Here is a 17,101-nt window from a genome sequence, read left to right on the forward strand (position 1 = left end):
CACTTAACCTCGCAGCAACATCGAAGCGCTTCGACGATCCTTCGAAGGGACGGAGCCGCCATCGGGTGCGCGCCGGTCCCTGGACGACCAGGAGTCGGGAACCGCTTCAGCTCAGCCAGATCCACTCGAGACACCGCAGCCGACGGCCACCGCCGGGTGTCCTGGTGCGCCATGAAGGGTTGACGCAATGACGCCGAACGCCGCTTCCTCCTCCGAGGGTCCTTCCGGGCCCAGCCGGAGAAGCTTCCTCGCCTCCACGGCGGTCGCCACCGCAGCGGTGGCGGGAGGCATGCCGTTGCTCGCCGCCTGCGGCGGCTCGGACAGCGGTTCGCGAGAGGGCACCACGTCGGGGAAGAACGCCAAGAAGATCCTGCCGACGTATGTGGCCAGCAACGTCGTCACGCCCGACATCGCCTCCAAGAACGGCTCCGCGGTCGGCTTCACCGGCAAGCTCGACCTCGCCGGCCTCAAGACCTCCGTGCCGAAGAAGCTCGGCAAGGGCGGCAAGGTCACCGTCATGGCGCCGTTCTGGGGCTCCCCGCCGAAGGGCGACAACGCCTACTACCGGGCGATGAACGACACCATCGGCGTCGACGTCCAGTGGCAGAACCAGGACGGCAACACCTACGACCAGAAGCTCGGCGCGGTCCTCGCCTCCAGCGACGTCCCCGACGTCGTGGTGATCCCCGGCTGGAACATGGGCGGCAAGATACCCAGCGCCATCATCGGCAAGTTCGCCGACCTCGGCCCCTACCTCTCCGGGGACGCGGTCAAGGAGTTCCCCAACCTGGCGGCGATCCCCACGGACGCCTGGCAGCGCTCCATCTTCGGCGGCAAGCTGATGGGCCTGCCGATGCCCGCCTCGTACGTCCCGAACATCGTGCCCCACTACCGCCAGGACGTCTTCGACAAGGAGGGCTACGAAGTCCCCAAGTCGGCCGACGAGTTCCTGGCCCTGTGCAAGGAGATCACCGACGCCAGGGCCAAGCGGTGGGCCTGCGGCGACATGAAGTGGACCGCCTTCAACATCTTCGGCGTCCTCAGCGGCGGGGAGAAGCCCCTCGGCTGGAACCTCGTCGACGGCAAGCTGGTCAACCGCATCGAGACCGAGGAGTTCCTCGAGGCGCTCGAGTGGACCCGCAAGCTGTTCGCCGCCAAGGTCGTCCACCCCGACTTCGAACTCGGCAAGAGCCAGGCCACCGACCCGGCCCCCAAGTTCGCCGCCGGTGAGTTCCTGATCTGGAACAACGACATCTCCACCTGGTACGGCCAGACCGCCAGCCAGGCCACCCAGAACCCCGCCTTCAAGATCTGGGGCATGGACCTCTTCGGCCACGACGGCGGCGACCCCGTCCTGTGGGCCACGAACCCGGCGAACATCTTCGCCTTCGTCAACAAGAAGGCCTCCGAGTCCGTGATCCGCGACGCGCTGGCCGTCGCCAACGTCACCGCCGCGCCGTACGGCACCAAGGAGTACATGCTCACCAACTACGGCGTCGAAGGCACCCACTACACGGTCAAGGATGGCGTCCCGGTCAAGAACGACAAGGGCAACAACGAGGTCATGAACGCCTACGTGATGATCGACGGCCCCGCCGCGACCATCGCCCACCCGGACTTCCCCGAGGTGGCCAAGGGCCAGGTCGAATGGCAGCAGCGGATGGGCGCCTTCACCAAGAAGTCCTCCTTCTACGGCATGCAGATCACCGAGCCCACCCGCTTCACCAACCTCACCAACGACGTGGAGCAGCTGGAGGACGACGTCGTCCGCGGCCGCAAGAAGATCAGCGACGTGCAGCAGTTCGTCTCCGACTGGAAGAGCAAGGGCGGCGACCAACTGCGCGACTGGTACAAGAAGCTGCTCGACGAGAACGGCTCGGCGGCGAGCTGACCCGGCGGCGAGGCAAGGAGAACGGCCGTGTCCCACAGCACGGTGCCTCGGAGCAGGGCCGAGGCCGACGAGACGGAGAAGACCCCGGTGGCGTCCGGCGGCGCCACCGGCCCCGGACGGAAGGCGCCCTCGGGGAAGCTGAGTCTGCGGCTCAGGTTCAGACGCGACCGCGTGCTGCTCCTGATGACCCTGCCGGCGATCGCCCTGGTCCTGCTCTTCAACTACGTGCCCATCCTCGGCAACGTGGTCGCCTTCCAGGAGTACGACCCCTACATCAGCGACAACGGAGTCGTCTCCATCCTCAACAGCCCCTGGGTGGGCCTGGAGAACTTCCAGCGGATCTTCGAGGACTCGGCCTTCTGGAGCGCGGTGGAGAACACGCTGGTGCTGTTCTTCCTCCAGCTCGTGCTGTTCTTCCCGATCCCCATCCTGCTCGCGCTGCTCATCAACAGCGTGGTCAGGCCCCGGGTGCGGGCGGTCGCCCAGGCCGTCCTCTACCTGCCGCACTTCTTCTCCTGGGTGCTGGTCATCGCCGTCTTCCAGCAGCTCTTCGGCGGCGCGGGCATCCTCTCCCAACTGCTGCGGCAGAACGGGTACGACGGCCTCGACATCATGACCAACCCCGACACCTTCCCGCTGCTGATCACCGCCCAGAGCGTGTGGAAGGACGCCGGCTGGGGGATCATCGTCTTCCTCGCCGCGCTGGCCTCGGTCAGCCCCGACCAGTACGAGGCCGCCGCGATGGACGGCGCCGGCCGCTGGCGCCGGATGTGGCACGTCACCCTGCCCGCGCTGCGCCCCGTGATCGCCCTGCTGCTGGTGCTGCGGGTCGGCGACGCCCTGACGGTCGGCTTCGAACAGATCCTGCTGCAACGCGACGCCGTCGGGCCGGGCGCCGGAGAGGTCCTCGACACCTTCGTCTGGTGGAACGGCGTGCGCAACCAGGACTTCGGCTACGCGGCGGCCGCCGGCCTGGTCAAGGGCGTCGTCAGCCTCGGGCTGGTCATCGCCGCGAACAAGGTGGCCCATCTCATGGGCGAGCAGGGGGTCTACAAGAAATGACGACCATGACCTGGGAGCCACGGCGGGACGACGAGCCGGAACGACGCGAGGCGCCCCGCTGGTGGCAGGCCCCGCCCCGGCCCGGCTGGGAGGAGCCGCCCTCCAGGGCGGGCCTCGCCGGCAAGGGCCTCGCCCTCACGCTGGCCTGCCTCGCGATCGTGTTCCCGCTGTGGATCGTCGTCGTCACCAGCCTCTCCTCGCGCAAGACCATCGACGAGGCCGGCGGCCTGGTGATGGTGCCGAAGGGCATCACCTTCATCGCCTACGAGGAGCTGCTCAGCGGCGGTCAGGTCACCCGCGCGGCGGTCATCAGCGTCCTCGTCACCCTGGTCGGCACGCTGTTCTCCATGACCGTGTCCGTGCTGTGCGCCTACGGCCTCTCGCGCTCCGGGTCGCTCGCGCACCGCACGCTGCTGATGACGCTGCTCGCGACCATGTTCTTCAGCGCCGGCCTCATCCCCACCTACCTGCTGGTGCAGACCCTCGGGCTGACGGACAGCTATCTCGCGCTGATCCTGCCGAGCGCGGTGAGCGTCTTCAACATCCTCGTGCTGCGCGGGTTCTTCATGGGCATCTCGCCCGAACTCGTCGACAGCGCGCGGATCGACGGGGCGGGGGACCTGCGCATCCTCTGGCAGATCGTGATGCCGCTGTCCCGGGCGGTGATCGCGGTCATCACGCTGTTCTACGCCGTCGGGTACTGGAGCGCCTGGTTCAACGCCTCGCTGTACCTCAACGACCAGGACATGATGCCGCTCCAGAACGTCATGATCCAGCTGGTGCAGAAGCAGGAGGCGCCGGTGGGGCTGGGGCAGGCCATCAAGACCGGCCAACTGTCCGGGCTGGCCGTGCAGATGGCGGTCATGGTGATGGCGCTGCTGCCGGTGGCGGTGCTGTCGCCGTTCGTCCAGAAACACTTCAGGAAGGGCATGCTGACGGGCGCGGTGAAGGGGTAACGGGCGCCCACTGTTTCGGGGGCTGCGAGTTGTTCGGCGACTGCGGGTCGTCGGTGGCCGGTCGCGCAGTTCCCCGCGCCCCTTAGATGACTCCACTCGCCGAGTCGCCAAGCCGCCGAACCCTCGTAGCCACGGGCAGTCGTGCCTCCCCCAGTGCCTTAAGGGCCTGGGGGGACCCCCAGGCGGCACGGGTGGGCGCGGCGGCACCCCGGTAGCGCCGGGCTGCGCGACCCACGTCCCCCAGCACCGACCCCCCCGCACCCACGAAACCCCGGACCAGACCCGAACCCCCGCGAGGTACCCATGCACAGCTCCCCCTTCCCCCGCCGCACCGTCCTCGCCGGGACGGCAGCCGCAGCAACCCTCACCGCCCTCCCGGGCGTCCAGGCAAAAGCGTTCGCCGCCGAGCAGGCAGAACCCCCCACACCCGCAGCCCCCACCTACCGCTGGCGCAACGCAGTGATCGGCGGCACAGGCTTCGTCACCGGCGTCCTCTTCCACCCCGCCGTAAGAGGCCTCGCCTACGCCCGCACGGACATCGGCGGCGCGTACAGATGGGACGACCGGGCCGCCCGCTGGACCCCCCTCACCGACCACCTCGGCTGGGACGACTGGAACCTCCTCGGCGTGGAGGCCCTCGCCGTCGACCCCACCCACCCGAACCGCCTGTACCTCGCCCTCGGCACCTACGCCCAGTCCTGGGCCGGCAACGGCGCGATCCTCCGCTCCGAGGACCGCGGGGCCACCTGGACCCGCACCGACCTCACCGTGAAGCTGGGAGCCAACGAGGACGGCCGCGGCACCGGCGAGCGTCTCCTCGTCGACCCGCGGGACAGCGACACCCTCTGGCTGGGGACGCGCCACGACGGCCTCCTCAAGTCCACGGACCGCGGATCCACCTGGGCGGCGGCCACCGCCTTCCCGCCCGCCCCCGCCGCCACCGGCCAGGGCGTCACCCTCCTCGTCGCCGCCGGCCGCGCCCTCTACGCCGGCTGGGGCGACGCCGGCGGCGTCTCCGCCGGCCTGTACCGGACCACCGACGGCGCCACCTGGCAGCCCGTCCCCGGACAGCCCGCCGGCGCCGCGGCCAGGATCCCGGTCCGGGCCGCGTTCGACGCGCACACCCGCGAGCTGTACGTGACGTACGCCGACGCGCCGGGACCCAACGGCCAGTCCGACGGCAGCGTGCACAAGCTGGCGACGACGACCGGGAAGTGGACCGAGGTCACCCCGGTGAAGCCCGGCGGGAAGACCGCCGACGGCTCCACCGACAGCTTCGGCTACGGCGGCGTCGCCGTGGACGCCTGCCGTCCGGGCACCGTCGTCGTCTCCACCAACAACCGCTGGGCGGCGGTCGACACCCTGTACCGCTCCACGAACGGCGGCCGCACCTGGACCTCCCTCAAGGACACCGCCGTCCTCGACGTCGCGGAGACTCCGTACCTCAAGTGGGGTGAGGAGAAGCCCAAGTTCGGCTGGTGGATCCAGGCCGTCGCCGTCGACCCGTACGACTCCCGGCACATCGTCTACGGCACCGGCGCCACCCTCTACGGCACCCGCGACCTGAAGCGGTGGGCGCCGCAGATCCGCGGACTGGAGGAGACCTCCGTACGTCAGTTGATCTCGCCGCCGACCGGGGAGGCGCACCTGATCAGCGGGCTCGGGGACATCGGCGTGATGTACCACGAGCGGCTCACGGCGTCGCCGGCGCGGGGCATGGCGGACAACCCGGTGTTCGGGACGGCGACGGGCCTCGCGCAGGCCGCCGCCCGGCCGTCGTACGTCGTGCGCACCGGCTTCGGCGACCACGGCAACGGCGCGTACTCGAACGACGGCGGCCGGACCTGGGCGCCCTTCGCCGCCCAGCCCGCCATCGCCAAGGACGCCCCGGGGCCGATCGCGGCCAACGCCGACGGCAGCGTGCTGCTGTGGACCTTCGTGCACTGGAACGGCACCAAGTACCCCGCCCAGCGCTCCACCGACAACGGGGCCACCTGGACCGAGATCCCCTCCTGCCCCAAGGGCGCCACACCGCTCGCCGACCCGGCCGACCCGACCCGCTTCTACGCCTACGACACCGACACGGGAACGCTCTTCGCCAGCACCGACAGCGGCCTCACCTTCACGGCGCGGGCGGGCGGACTGCCGTCCGGCGACAGCCAGTTCCAGCTGGCGGCGGCCCCTGGGCGCTCCGGCGACCTGTGGCTGAGCACCAAGTGGAACGGCCTGTACCGGTCCACCGACGGCGGCGCGACCTTCACCAAGCTGACCAGCTGCTGGGCCTCCTACACCCTCGCCTTCGGCAGGCCCGCCGACGGCGCCGACTACCCGGCGGTCTACCAGGTCGGCGCGACCGAGGCGATCACCGCCGTGTACCGCTCCGACGACGGCGCGGAGAGCTGGGTGCGGATCAACGACGACCGGCACCAGTGGGGCTGGATCGGCGCGACCATCGCCGCCGACCCGCGCCTCCACGGCCGCGTCTACATCGCCACCAACGGCCGGGGCATCCAGTACGGGGAGCCCGTCTGATGCCCGGCCTGAGCACGGTGACCGACGGCCGCGTCCTCTTCGGCGGCGACTACAACCCCGAGCAGTGGCCCGAGGAGACCTGGCAGGAGGACGTACGGCTGATGAAGGCCGCGCGCGTCAACTCCGTCACCCTCGGCGTCTTCTCCTGGTCGAAGCTCGAACCCCGGCCGGGGGAGCGGGAGTTCGGCTGGCTGGACCGGCTGATGGACCTGATGCACGACAACGGCGTCGGCGTCGTCCTCGCCACTCCGACCGCCTCCCCGCCGCCCTGGATGGGGCATCTGCACCCCGACACCCTGCCCGTCGACCAGGACGGCCGCACCGAGTGGTGGGGCGGCCGCCAGCACTTCTCCCACTCCAGCGCCACCTACCGCCGCTACGCCGCCGCCGTCACCGAGGACCTGGCCGCCCGCTACGCAGGCCACCCCGCCCTCACCATGTGGCACATCAACAACGAGTACTGCACCTACGACTGGGGTGACGAGGCCGCCGCCCGCTTCCGCGGCTGGCTGCGCGACAGATACGGCGACCTCGACGCCCTCAACGACGCCTGGGGCACCGCCTTCTGGAGCCAGGGCTACGGCGACTGGGCCGAGATCCACACCCCTCGCCACGCCCACTACCTGAAGAACCCCACACAGGTGCTGGACTTCCGGCGCTTCACCTCCGACATGCTCCTGGAGTGCTACCGCGCGGAACGCGACATCGTCCGCCGGGCCACCCCGCACCTCCCGGTCACCACCAACTTCATGCCGCTGTGGTTCGGGCAGGACGCCTGGCGCTGGGCCGAGGAGGAGGACGTCGTCTCCGTCGACCTCTACCCCGACCCGCGCGACCCGCTCGGCGCGCAGCGCGGCGCCCTCGTCCAGGACCTCACCCGCTCGCAGGCCCGAGGTCCCTGGATGCTGATGGAACAGGCTGCCGGTCCCGTCAACTGGCGCGGCGTGAACCATCCCAAGCCCCGGGGCATGAACCGCCTGTGGTCGCTCCAGGCGGTGGCCCGGGGCGCGGACGCCGTCTGCTACTTCCAGTGGCGGCAGTCCCGGCAGGGCGCGGAGAAGTTCCACTCCGGGATGGTCAGCCACGCGGGCGAACAGGGCCGCACGTACCAGGAGATCAAGCAGCTCGGCGCGGAACTCGCGTTGCTCGGAACACAAGTGACGGGACGTCACATTACCGCCGAGGTCGCCGTTCTGCACGACTGGCACTCCTGGTGGGCCGGCGCCCAGGACGGCCGGCCGTCCACCGAGGTGGATCTCCCCGACGTCCTCACCGCCTGGCACCGCGCCCTGTGGGAGAGCCACCTCACCGCCGACTTCGCCCACCCCGAGCACGACCTGTCCGGCTACCGGCTGGTCGTCGTCCCGCAGCTCTACCTCCTCACCGACACGGCGATCGACAACCTCCTCGCCTACGTGCGCGGCGGCGGCACCCTGGTCAGCGGCTTCCTCACCGGCGTCGCCGACGGGGACGACCGGGTGCGGCCCGGCGGCATGGACGCCCGGCTGCGCGAGCTGTTCGGCATCCGCACCCTGCACGAGTGGTGGCCGCTGGACGCGGGGGAGAGGGTCGAGTGCGACGGCTTCCGCGGCACGCTGTGGTCGGAGGAGGTCGAGGCCGCCGACCCCGACCACACGATCGGCTACAAGGGCGGGGAGCTCGACGGTCTGCCCGCCGTGCTGCGCAAGGGCCGCGCCTGGTACGTCTCGACGCTCCCGGAGCCGGAATCGTTGCGCGACCTGCTCGCCCGGATCGCGGCGGACGCGGGCGCGAGGCCGGCGCTCGACGGACTGCCGGACCACGTCGAGGCCGTCCGCCGGGGCGACCTCCTCTTCCTGCTGCACCACGGGCGGGAACCCGTGACGGTCGAGGTGCCGGGCGTCCACCGGGACCTCCTGACCGGCGTCGACGTCACGGACGAGATCACCCTCGGCCGCTACGGCGTCGCGGTGCTGACGTCATGACCGGCGGCCCCGTTCACGGCACCTGGGAGCCGCGTCCCGCCGCCCGCTGGGAGGACGGCTTCCTCAGCGGCAACGGCCACCACGGCGCCCTGGTGTTCGGCGATCCGAACGACGACCGGGTCGTCGTCACCCATCACACGCTCGTCCGCCCCAACGGCGCCGAGCACGCCAAGCCCCCCGAGCTGGCCGCGCAACTCCCCGCGCTTCAGGACCGGTTGCTCGCCGGTGAACTCACCGCCGCCGAGGGCTTCACCGACGGACGGCCCCTGCAATGGGTGCAGCCCTTCCACCCCGCCTTCCAGACCCGGCTGCGACGCCCGCCCGCCGACCTGCCCCGCTACCGCCGCGCCGTCGACTTCGCCACCGGCGAGACCACCGCCGCCGGCGGCGACTGGACCAGCCGCGTCTTCGTCTCCCGCGCCGACGACGTGATCGTCCAGCAGGTGACCGCCCGCGGCCTCACCCTCGACGTGCTGCTGGACCACCGTCTCCCGGGAGCGCCCGCCCGACTCGCCGTCGGACACGGCGCGCTCCTCACCCCCGAGGGCGCAGCCCTCAGCCTCCGCGCCCGCTACCCCGACAGCGACCGCTCCTACACCGGCGTCACCCTCCTCGCGGTCACCGGCGGCAGCACCACCCTGGCCGCGCCCGGCGTCCACATCGAGGGCGCCCGCTCCGTGCTGCTGCTCACCCGCGTCCGACGGCACACCGGCGAACTCGACGTCGCCGGGGAGACCCGCGCCCTGCGCGCCCTGCTCGCCGACGGTTCCTACGAGGAGCTGCTCGACCGGCACACCCGGCCGCACCGCACCGCCTACGAGCGCGTCACCCTCGACCTCGCCGCCGACCCGGCCGAACGCGCCCTGCCCGGATCGGAGTTGCTCAAGCGGCAGCGCGGACCGGCCCTGCTGGAACGGCTCTTCGCGGCCGGCCGCTACCACCTGCTGAGCGCCGGCGGCCTCCTCCCGCCCCGGCTCACCGGACTGTGGACCGGCGACTGGGACACGGCCTGGTCCGGCGCGTTCACCACCGACGCCAACGTCAACCTCCAGACGGCGTCCGCGGCGGCCGCCGCCCTCCCCGAGGTCACCGACGCCCTCGCCGCCCTCATCCACGGCCAGCTCGACGACTGGCGCGAGAACGCCCGCGCGATCTTCGGCGCACGGGGCGTCGTCGCGCCGCCCCACACCGACGGCGAGTCCGGACTGACGTACCACTTCAGCCGCGAGTACCCGCTGCACCTGTGGACCGCCGGCGCCGACTGGCTGCTGAAACCGCTCGTCGACCATGACGACACCCGCGGCGCACGCGACCCGCGCACCGCCGCCGCCCTCGCCGAAGTCGCCCTGTTCTACGAGGACTTCCTCACCCGTACCGACGACGAAGGCCGACTGGTCGTCGTCCCCTCCTACTCACCGGAGAACCGGCCCGCCAACGCGAGCTGGGGCGCGCTGAACGCGGCCATGGACCTCTCCGCCGCCCGCCACGCCCTCCTCACCGCCGCCGACTACCACCCGGACGACCCCGAGCGGGCCGACCGCTGGCGCGCCCTCGCCGACCGCCTCCCGCCGCACCGCGTCAACGCCGACGGCGCCCTCGCCGAATGGGCCCGCCCCGGCCTCGACGACACCTACGACCACCGCCACCTCAGCCACCTCTACGGAGTGTGGCCCCTCGACGAGATCACCCCCTACGACACCCCGCGCCTCGCCGCCGCCGCCCACCGCGCCCTCGAACTGCGCGGCGCGGAGAACGACTCCGCGCACGGCCACCTCCACCACGCCCTGATCGCCGCCCGCCTGCGCGACGGCCACCGGGTCGCCCACGCGCTCGCCCAGGTCCTGGAGGGCGACTTCTTCCACGCCTCGCTGATGAGCGCCCACTATCCCCACCGCGACGTCTACAACGCGGACGCCGCGCACACCCTGCCCGCCGTGCTGATCGAGGCGCTCGTCCAGTCCACCCCCGACCGGCTGGTGCTGCTGCCCGCGCTCATTCCCGCCCTCCCGGCAGGCGAACTGCGGGGCGTGCGGACCCGGTTCGGCGCCGAACTCGACCTCGCCTGGGGCCCCGACGGCGTCCGCGCCGTCCTCAGACCGCACCGCGACCACCGCATCGAAGTCCGGACTTCCTCCGGCGCGCGGTCACTCGACCTGACCGCCGGAGAAGACCACGTCCTCACCTCGGGGACGTGGTGACTCCCCCCACCCATGTAAGGGACACCATGGCAACATCCATGTCGAGCAGGGTCGGCAAGGCCCTGCTGGCCCCGGCGCTCGCCCTCGGCGCGACCGTCGGACTCGCCGCCGCCCCCGCCCAGGCCGCCGTCTGGAACTCCTGCGACCAGTGGGGCAACACCAGCCTGAACGGCTACACGCTCTACAACAACATCTGGGGCTCCGGCGCCGGCAGCCAGTGCGTCTGGGCCAACTCCGGCACCGACTGGGGCGTCTGGGCCGACCACCCGAACACCGGCGGCATCAAGTCGTACCCCAACGCCAAGAAGGTGATCAACAAGACGATCACCTCGCTCGGCTCGCTGTCCAGCAGCTACAACGTCACGGTCCCGTCGTCCGGCGCCTACAACACCTCGTACGACATCTGGGACACCGACTACGACTACGAGATCATGCTCTGGGTGAACCACAACGGCGCCGTCGGCCCGCTCGGCACCTCGCAGGGCAACGTCACCCTCGGCGGCCACACCTGGACCGTCTACAAGGGCAGCAACGGCGCGAACGAGGTGTTCTCGTTCCTGCGCACCTCCGACTCGTCGTCCGGCACCGTCGCCATCCTGCCGATCCTCAAGTGGATCAAGGACACCAAGGGCTGGATGGGCAACGAGACCATCGGCGACGTCCAGTTCGGCTTCGAGATCACCTCCTCTGCCGGCGGCCTGAACTTCCAGGCCAACAACCTGACCGTCAGCAGCAGCTGACACCCCCGGCACGACGATGCGGCCGGCCCCTCCCTCGAGGGACCGGCCGCACCGTCCTGTCCGGCGCGGCTACTCCGCCACCGGCAGCCGCGCCCCGTCCCGCAGGAACAGCGGGATCCGGTCCAGCGGGGCGTCGACCGTCACGGCCGCACCGCCCTCGTACGTCTCACCCGTCCACGCGTCCGTCCAGGCCGCGCCCGCCGGGAGATACGTCGTCCACGTCCTCGCGCCCGCCTCCAGCACCGGCGCGACGAGCAGGTCCCGGCCGAACAAGTAGGCGTCGTCGACCGACCAGGCCGCCGGGTCGTCCGGGAACTCCAGGAACAGCGGCCGCATCACCGGCAGCCCCTCCTCGTGCGCCTCCCGCATCACGTCCAGCACATACGGCTTCAGCCGCTCCCGCAGCCGCAGACAGCGCTCCAGGACCGCGCCCGCCTCCTCGCCGTACGACCACACCTCGTTGGGGCCGCCGGTCATCTCCGGGCCCAGCGGCATGCCCGGGTCGCGGAAGCCGTGCAGACGCATCAGCGGGGACAGCGCGCCGAACTGGAACCAGCGGACCATCACCTCGCGGTAGGCCGGGTCGTCCGGATCGCCGCCGTGGAAGCCGCCGATGTCGGTGTTCCACCACGGGATGCCGGACAGCGCCGTGTTGAGGCCGGCCGCGATCTGCCGGCGCAGCGTCGCGAAGTCGGTGCCGATGTCACCCGACCACAGCGCCGCGCCGTAGCGCTGACTGCCCGCCCACGCCGAGCGGTTGAGCGTGACGATCTCCTCCTCGCCGGCGGCGCGCAGCCCCTCGTAGAAGGTGCGGGCGTTGTCCGCCGGGTAGATGTTGCCGACCTCCAGCCCCGGACCCGCCCAGTAGCGCAGGTTCTCCTGGAAGCCGGGCTTGAGCTCCGGCTCGCAGGCGTCCAGCCAGAACGCGTCGATCCCGTACGGGGTCAGGTAGTTGTCCCGGATGCGCGACCACACGAAGTCACGGGCGTCGGGGTTGGTGGCGTCGTAGAAGGCCACCTGGACCGTCGAGGCGACCCCCTTGTCCGGCCAGTCGGCGTGCGCCTGCGGACCGTACTGGGTGCCGATGAAGTAACCCCGCTGCTCCATCACCGAGTGGTTCTCGCTCAGCGGCGACACCGACGGCCATACGCTCACCACCAACTTCACGCCCAGCTCGGTCAGTTCGCGGACCATCGCGGCCGGGTCCGGCCACTCCTCGGGGTCGAACCTCCACTCGCCCAGGTGCGTCCAGTGGAAGAAGTCGCAGACGATGGCGGACAGGGGCAGGCCCCGTCGCTTGTACTCCCGCGCCACCGCGAGGAGTTCGTCCTGCGTGCGGTAGCGCAGCTTGCACTGCCAGAAGCCCGCCGCCCACTCCGGCAGCATCGGCGTGCGGCCGGTCACCGCGCTGTAGCGGCGCTGGGCCCCGGCCGGGTCGCCCACCGTGATCCAGTAGTCGATCTGCCGCGCCGAGTCCGCCACCCAGCGGGTGCCGTTGCCGGCCAGCTCCACCCGGCCGATCGCCGGGTTGTTCCACAGCAGCGTGTAGCCCCGGCTGGAGGTGAGCACCGGGATGCCGACCTCGGCGTTGCGCTGGACCAGGTCCAGCACCAGCCCCTTCTGGTCCAGCCGCCCGTGCTGGTGCTGGCCGAGGCCGTACAGCCGCTCGTCGTCGTAGGCGGCGAAGCGCTGCTCCAGCCGGTGGTGGCCGTTGCCGACGGCCGTGTAGAGGCGCGGGCCGGGCCACCAGAAGTGGGCGCGGGCCTCGGACAGCACCTCGGAGCCGTCCTCGGTGCGCAGGAAGCGGACCATGCCCTCCGCGTCGACCTCCACGGTCAGCGCGCCGACGGTCAGCCGCCCCCGCCCCTCCTCGATCTTCACCGTGGACGGGGTCGGCGGGGCCTCCTGGAGCAGCGCGCCGGGCAGACCGTCGAGGACGGGACCGCCCAGCCGCGCCCGGACCCGGACCGCGTCCGGCCCCCACGGCTCCACGCGCAACGTCTCCTGACGACCGCTCCACTCCAGCGCGCCGTCCCGCTCACGGAACGTGCCGACGGTGGGCGAGGACTGCGCGAGGCTGACCTGGGTCTGGTTTTCGGCAGGCTGATTCACGAGGGGGCTCCTGTGCTCCTGGAGGAGTGCAGACATGAGGCGTGCGGAGAGGGGGGCAGGAGGTGGATCAGGAGGTGACCGGGGCCGGGCCGGTGCTCGCCCGGACCGTCAACTCGGGTGCCAGCAGCACCACTTCGTCCTCGCCCCGGCCGTCGAGCTTGGCGACGAGGCGTTCCACGGCGTGCCGGCCCATCTCCTGCGCGGGGATGGCGACCGACGTCAGCCGCACCGAGGCCTGGACGGCGACCTGCTCGGGGCAGACGGCCAGCACCGACACGTCCTCCGGCACCGCCCGCCCCTGCTGGCGCAGCAGCGCGAGCAGCGGCTCGACCGCCGACTCGTTCTGCACGACGAAGCCGGTGGTGTCGGGCCGCTCGTCAAGGATCCGGGCGAGGGTCGCGGCCATGGCGTCGTACCCGCCCTCGCACGGCCGGTGCAGCAGCCGCACGCCCAACTCCCGGGAACGCGACCGGAGTCCGTCGAGGGTGCGTTCGGCGAACCCGGTGTGCCGCTCGTAGACGGCTGCCGCCTCGCCTATGACAGCGATGTCACGGTGCCCGAGCTTCGCCAGGTGCTCCACGCACAGCGCGCCGGTCGCCGTGAAGTCGAGATCGACGCAGGTCAGCCCGGCGGTGTCGGCGGGCAGCCCGATGAGAACGGACGGCTGGTGGGTGCCGCGCAGCAACGGCAGCCGCTCGTCGTCGAGTTGGACGTCCATCAGGATCATCGCGTCGGCGAGCCCGCTGCGGGTGACGCGGCGCACGGCGTCCGGCCCCTCCTCGCCGGTCAGCAGCAGGACGTCGTAGCCGTGCGCCCGGGCGGCGGTGGCCACCGCGATGGCGATCTCCATCATCACCGGCACGTACATGTCGGTGCGCAGCGGGATCATCAGCGCGATGATGTTCGACCTGCTGCTGGCCAGCGCGCGGGCCCCCGCGTTCGGGTGGTAGCCGAGCTCGCGGATGCTCTGCTCGACCCGCTCCCGGGTGGTCGCGGAGATGGACCGCTTGCCGCTGAGGACATAGCTCACCGTGCTCGCCGAGACTCCGGCGTGCTGGGCGACCTCGGCGAGGGTGACCATCCAGCTCTCCAAGCTTTTGTGAAGCGCTTCGACAGTGCGCAGTGCGAACAGGGGCGGGTAAGAGTGATTCGACAGTAGCTCTAGCGAGGGTGGGTGTCCATAGGTTGTCGAAGCGCTTCGACAAAGACTTCCGGAGCGGTGCAGGGAGACCAGCACAACCAGCCCGTCTGGGGGTCCCCCCTCTGGGGGAGTTTGAGGACGAGGCCCGTCCAGGGCCGAACCGGGGGTCCGGGGGCGGCAGCCCCCGGGGACGATGGGGGTCCCCCCGCTCGAGCGAAGCCGAGAGTGGGGGAGGGAAGGGGCGGCGGGGGCGAGAAAAACCGCCCACGGCCCCCCGGCCGGCATGCTCGCCCCCCGCGTCCCGCACCACCCGTTCGGCGCAAGGCCCCCCGGCCCCGCGACCGCCCCCGGCGCCCGGCGATTCCAGGGCGCGACAGCCGAACCCGCACCCGCCCCGGAACACCCGCCCCCCACCCCAGGGCTGGTGACCTCCCCCCGAATCCGGTACATACGATCGAGTAGGACCCGTCAGTAACCGAATAGGTCCAAGATCCCGATTCGCGGCGAGGTGAGCCTCATGTCCGCACCACCCACCTCCTCCTCCCGACCCGGCCCCACAGTCACCGAACGTGAGGCACGCCAGGTGGCGGAGGCCGCTCGGGAGCAGGACTGGCGCAAGCCCAGCTTCGCCAAGGAACTGTTCCTGGGCCGCTTCCGGCTCGACCTGATCCACCCCCACCCCCTGCCCGCCGGCGAGGACGCCCGCCGAGGCGAGGCCTTCCTCGCCAAGCTGCGCGACTTCTGCGAGACGAGGATCGACTCGGCCCGTATCGAACGCGAGGCGCGCATCCCCGACGAGACGGTCAACGGGCTCAAGGAGCTCGGCGCCCTCGGCATGAAGATCGACCCCAAGTACGGCGGCCTCGGCCTCACCCAGGTCTACTACAACAAGGCCCTCGCCCTGGTCGGCTCCGCCAGCCCCGCGCTCGGCGCGCTCCTCTCCGCCCACCAGTCGATCGGCGTACCGCAGCCGCTGAAGCTGTTCGGCACCCAGGAGCAGAAGGACGCCTATCTGCCCCGCTGCGCCCGCACCGACATCTCGGCGTTCCTGCTGACCGAGCCGGACGTCGGCTCCGACCCCGCCCGCCTGGCCACCACCGCCGTCCCCGACGGCGACGACTACGTCCTCGACGGAGTCAAGCTGTGGACCACCAACGGCGTCGTCGCCGACCTCCTGGTCGTCATGGCCCGCGTGCCCAAGTCCGAGGGCCACAAGGGCGGCATCACCGCCTTCGTCGTCGAGGCCGACTCCGAGGGCGTCACCGTCGAGCACCGCAACGCCTTCATGGGCCTGCGCGGCCTGGAGAACGGCGTCACCCGCTTCCACCGGGTCCGCGTCCCCGCCACCGCCCGCATCGGCCCCGAGGGCGCCGGCCTCAAGATCGCCCTGACCACCCTCAACACCGGCCGGCTCTCCCTGCCCGCCATGTGCGTCGGGGCCGGCAAGTGGTCGCTGAAGATCGCCCGCGAGTGGGCCGGCGTCCGCGAGCAGTGGGGCAAGCCCGTCGCCCAGCACGAAGCGGTCGGCTCCAAGATCAGCTTCATCGCGGCCACCACCTTCGCCCTCGAAGCCGTCGTCGACCTGTCGAGCCAGATGGCCGACGAGGACCGCAACGACATCCGCATCGAGGCCGCCCTCGCCAAGCTCTACGGCAGCGAGATGGCCTGCCTGATGGCCGACGAGCTCGTCCAGATCCGCGGCGGCCGGGGCTTCGAGACCGCCGAGTCCCTCGCCGCCCGCGGCGAACGCGCGGTCCCCGCCGAGCAACTCCTGCGCGACCTGCGCATCAACCGCATCTTCGAGGGCTCCACGGAGATCATGCACCTGCTGATCGCCCGCGAGGCCGTCGACGCCCACCTCTCCGTCGCCGGCGATCTCATCGACCCCGACAAGTCCCTCCAGGACAAGGCGAAGGCGGGCGCCAACGCTGGCGTCTTCTACGCCAGGTGGCTGCCCAAACTGGTCGCGGGCCCCGGCCAACTCCCCAACTCCTACCCCGAGTTCAAGCACGAGGTCGACCTCTCCCCGCATCTGCGGTACGTCGAACGGCACGCCCGCAAACTGGCCCGCTCCACCTTCTACGCCATGTCCCGCTGGCAGGGCCGCATGGAGACCAAACAGGGCTTCCTCGGCCGGATCGTCGACATCGGCGCGGAACTGTTCGCGATGAGCGCGGCCTGCGTGCGGGCCGAACTGCTGCGCGGCCGGGGCGAGCACGGCCGCGAGGCCTACCAGCTCGCCGACGCCTTCTGCCGCCAGGCCCGCGTCCGCGTCGACGCCCTCTTCACCCGCCTGTGGTCCAACACCGACGACCTTGACCGCAAGGTCGTCAAGGGCGTCCTCGGGGGCGCCTACGAGTGGCTGGAGGAAGGCGTCGTCGACCCCTCCGGCGACGGCCCGTGGATCGCCGACGCCACCCCCGGCCCGAGCAGCCGGGAGAACGTGCACCGCCCGATCAGGTGACACCGGGCCCGTGCCACCAGGGCGTCCCCCCGAGACAGCTC

Annotated in this window: 10 protein-coding genes; 8 read left to right on the plus strand and 2 right to left on the minus strand. The window is 71.4% G+C overall.

The window, feature by feature from the left end; translation table 11 throughout:
- Positions 1 to 187 precede the first annotated feature (187 nt).
- From ACFYX4_RS25130 to ACFYX4_RS25160, 7 genes are all read left to right on the plus strand, one after another.
- Positions 188 to 1,891: an extracellular solute-binding protein gene (locus ACFYX4_RS25130; protein ID WP_389337482.1), complete on the plus strand. Its 1,704-nt coding sequence runs from the start codon at positions 188 to 190 to the stop codon at positions 1,889 to 1,891.
- A gap of 27 nt (positions 1,892 to 1,918) precedes the next feature.
- Positions 1,919 to 2,953: an ABC transporter permease gene (locus ACFYX4_RS25135; protein WP_389337485.1), complete on the plus strand. Its 1,035-nt coding sequence runs from the start codon at positions 1,919 to 1,921 to the stop codon at positions 2,951 to 2,953.
- 5 nt (positions 2,954 to 2,958) lie between these two features.
- Entirely contained in the window at positions 2,959 to 3,909 is a 951-nt protein-coding gene (locus ACFYX4_RS25140; protein ID WP_389337488.1) for a carbohydrate ABC transporter permease, read from the plus strand.
- Positions 3,910 to 4,212: 303 nt separating this feature from the next.
- Positions 4,213 to 6,441, plus strand: coding sequence for a 1,4-beta-glucanase (locus ACFYX4_RS25145; protein ID WP_389337491.1), 2,229 nt, complete (start codon positions 4,213 to 4,215; stop codon positions 6,439 to 6,441).
- The gene (locus ACFYX4_RS25150; protein ID WP_389337494.1) at positions 6,441 to 8,405 is read left to right on the plus strand and encodes a beta-galactosidase; all 1,965 of its coding nucleotides are present in this window, start codon (positions 6,441 to 6,443) and stop codon (positions 8,403 to 8,405) included. The genes ACFYX4_RS25145 and ACFYX4_RS25150 overlap by 1 nt, the downstream gene beginning before the upstream one ends.
- The gene (locus ACFYX4_RS25155) at positions 8,402 to 10,603 is read left to right on the plus strand and encodes a glycoside hydrolase N-terminal domain-containing protein (RefSeq protein WP_389337497.1); all 2,202 of its coding nucleotides are present in this window, start codon (positions 8,402 to 8,404) and stop codon (positions 10,601 to 10,603) included. Before ACFYX4_RS25150 ends, ACFYX4_RS25155 begins: the two co-directional genes overlap by 4 nt.
- Before the next feature lie 26 nt (positions 10,604 to 10,629).
- Entirely contained in the window at positions 10,630 to 11,343 is a 714-nt protein-coding gene (locus ACFYX4_RS25160) for a hypothetical protein (protein WP_389337501.1), read from the plus strand.
- A gap of 69 nt (positions 11,344 to 11,412) precedes the next feature.
- On the opposite strand, the gene ACFYX4_RS25165 is transcribed toward ACFYX4_RS25160, so the two are convergent.
- Together ACFYX4_RS25165 and ACFYX4_RS25170 are read right to left on the minus strand one after the other, a co-directional pair.
- A complete protein-coding gene (locus ACFYX4_RS25165; RefSeq protein WP_389337504.1) occupies positions 11,413 to 13,455 on the minus strand; it encodes a TIM-barrel domain-containing protein in 2,043 nt (680 codons plus the stop codon).
- 67 nt (positions 13,456 to 13,522) lie between these two features.
- The gene (locus ACFYX4_RS25170) at positions 13,523 to 14,536 is read right to left on the minus strand and encodes a LacI family DNA-binding transcriptional regulator (RefSeq protein ID WP_389337507.1); all 1,014 of its coding nucleotides are present in this window, start codon (positions 14,534 to 14,536) and stop codon (positions 13,523 to 13,525) included.
- A 577-nt stretch (positions 14,537 to 15,113) separates the two neighbouring features.
- Here ACFYX4_RS25170 and ACFYX4_RS25175 point away from each other — a divergent pair.
- A complete protein-coding gene (locus tag ACFYX4_RS25175) occupies positions 15,114 to 17,060 on the plus strand; it encodes an acyl-CoA dehydrogenase family protein (RefSeq protein WP_389337510.1) in 1,947 nt (648 codons plus the stop codon).
- Positions 17,061 to 17,101: the final 41 nt, after the last annotated feature.

The sequence above is a fragment of the Streptomyces sp. NPDC002328 genome (genome assembly GCF_042890065.1).
Taxonomy (GTDB): Bacteria; Actinomycetota; Actinomycetes; order Streptomycetales; family Streptomycetaceae; genus Streptomyces.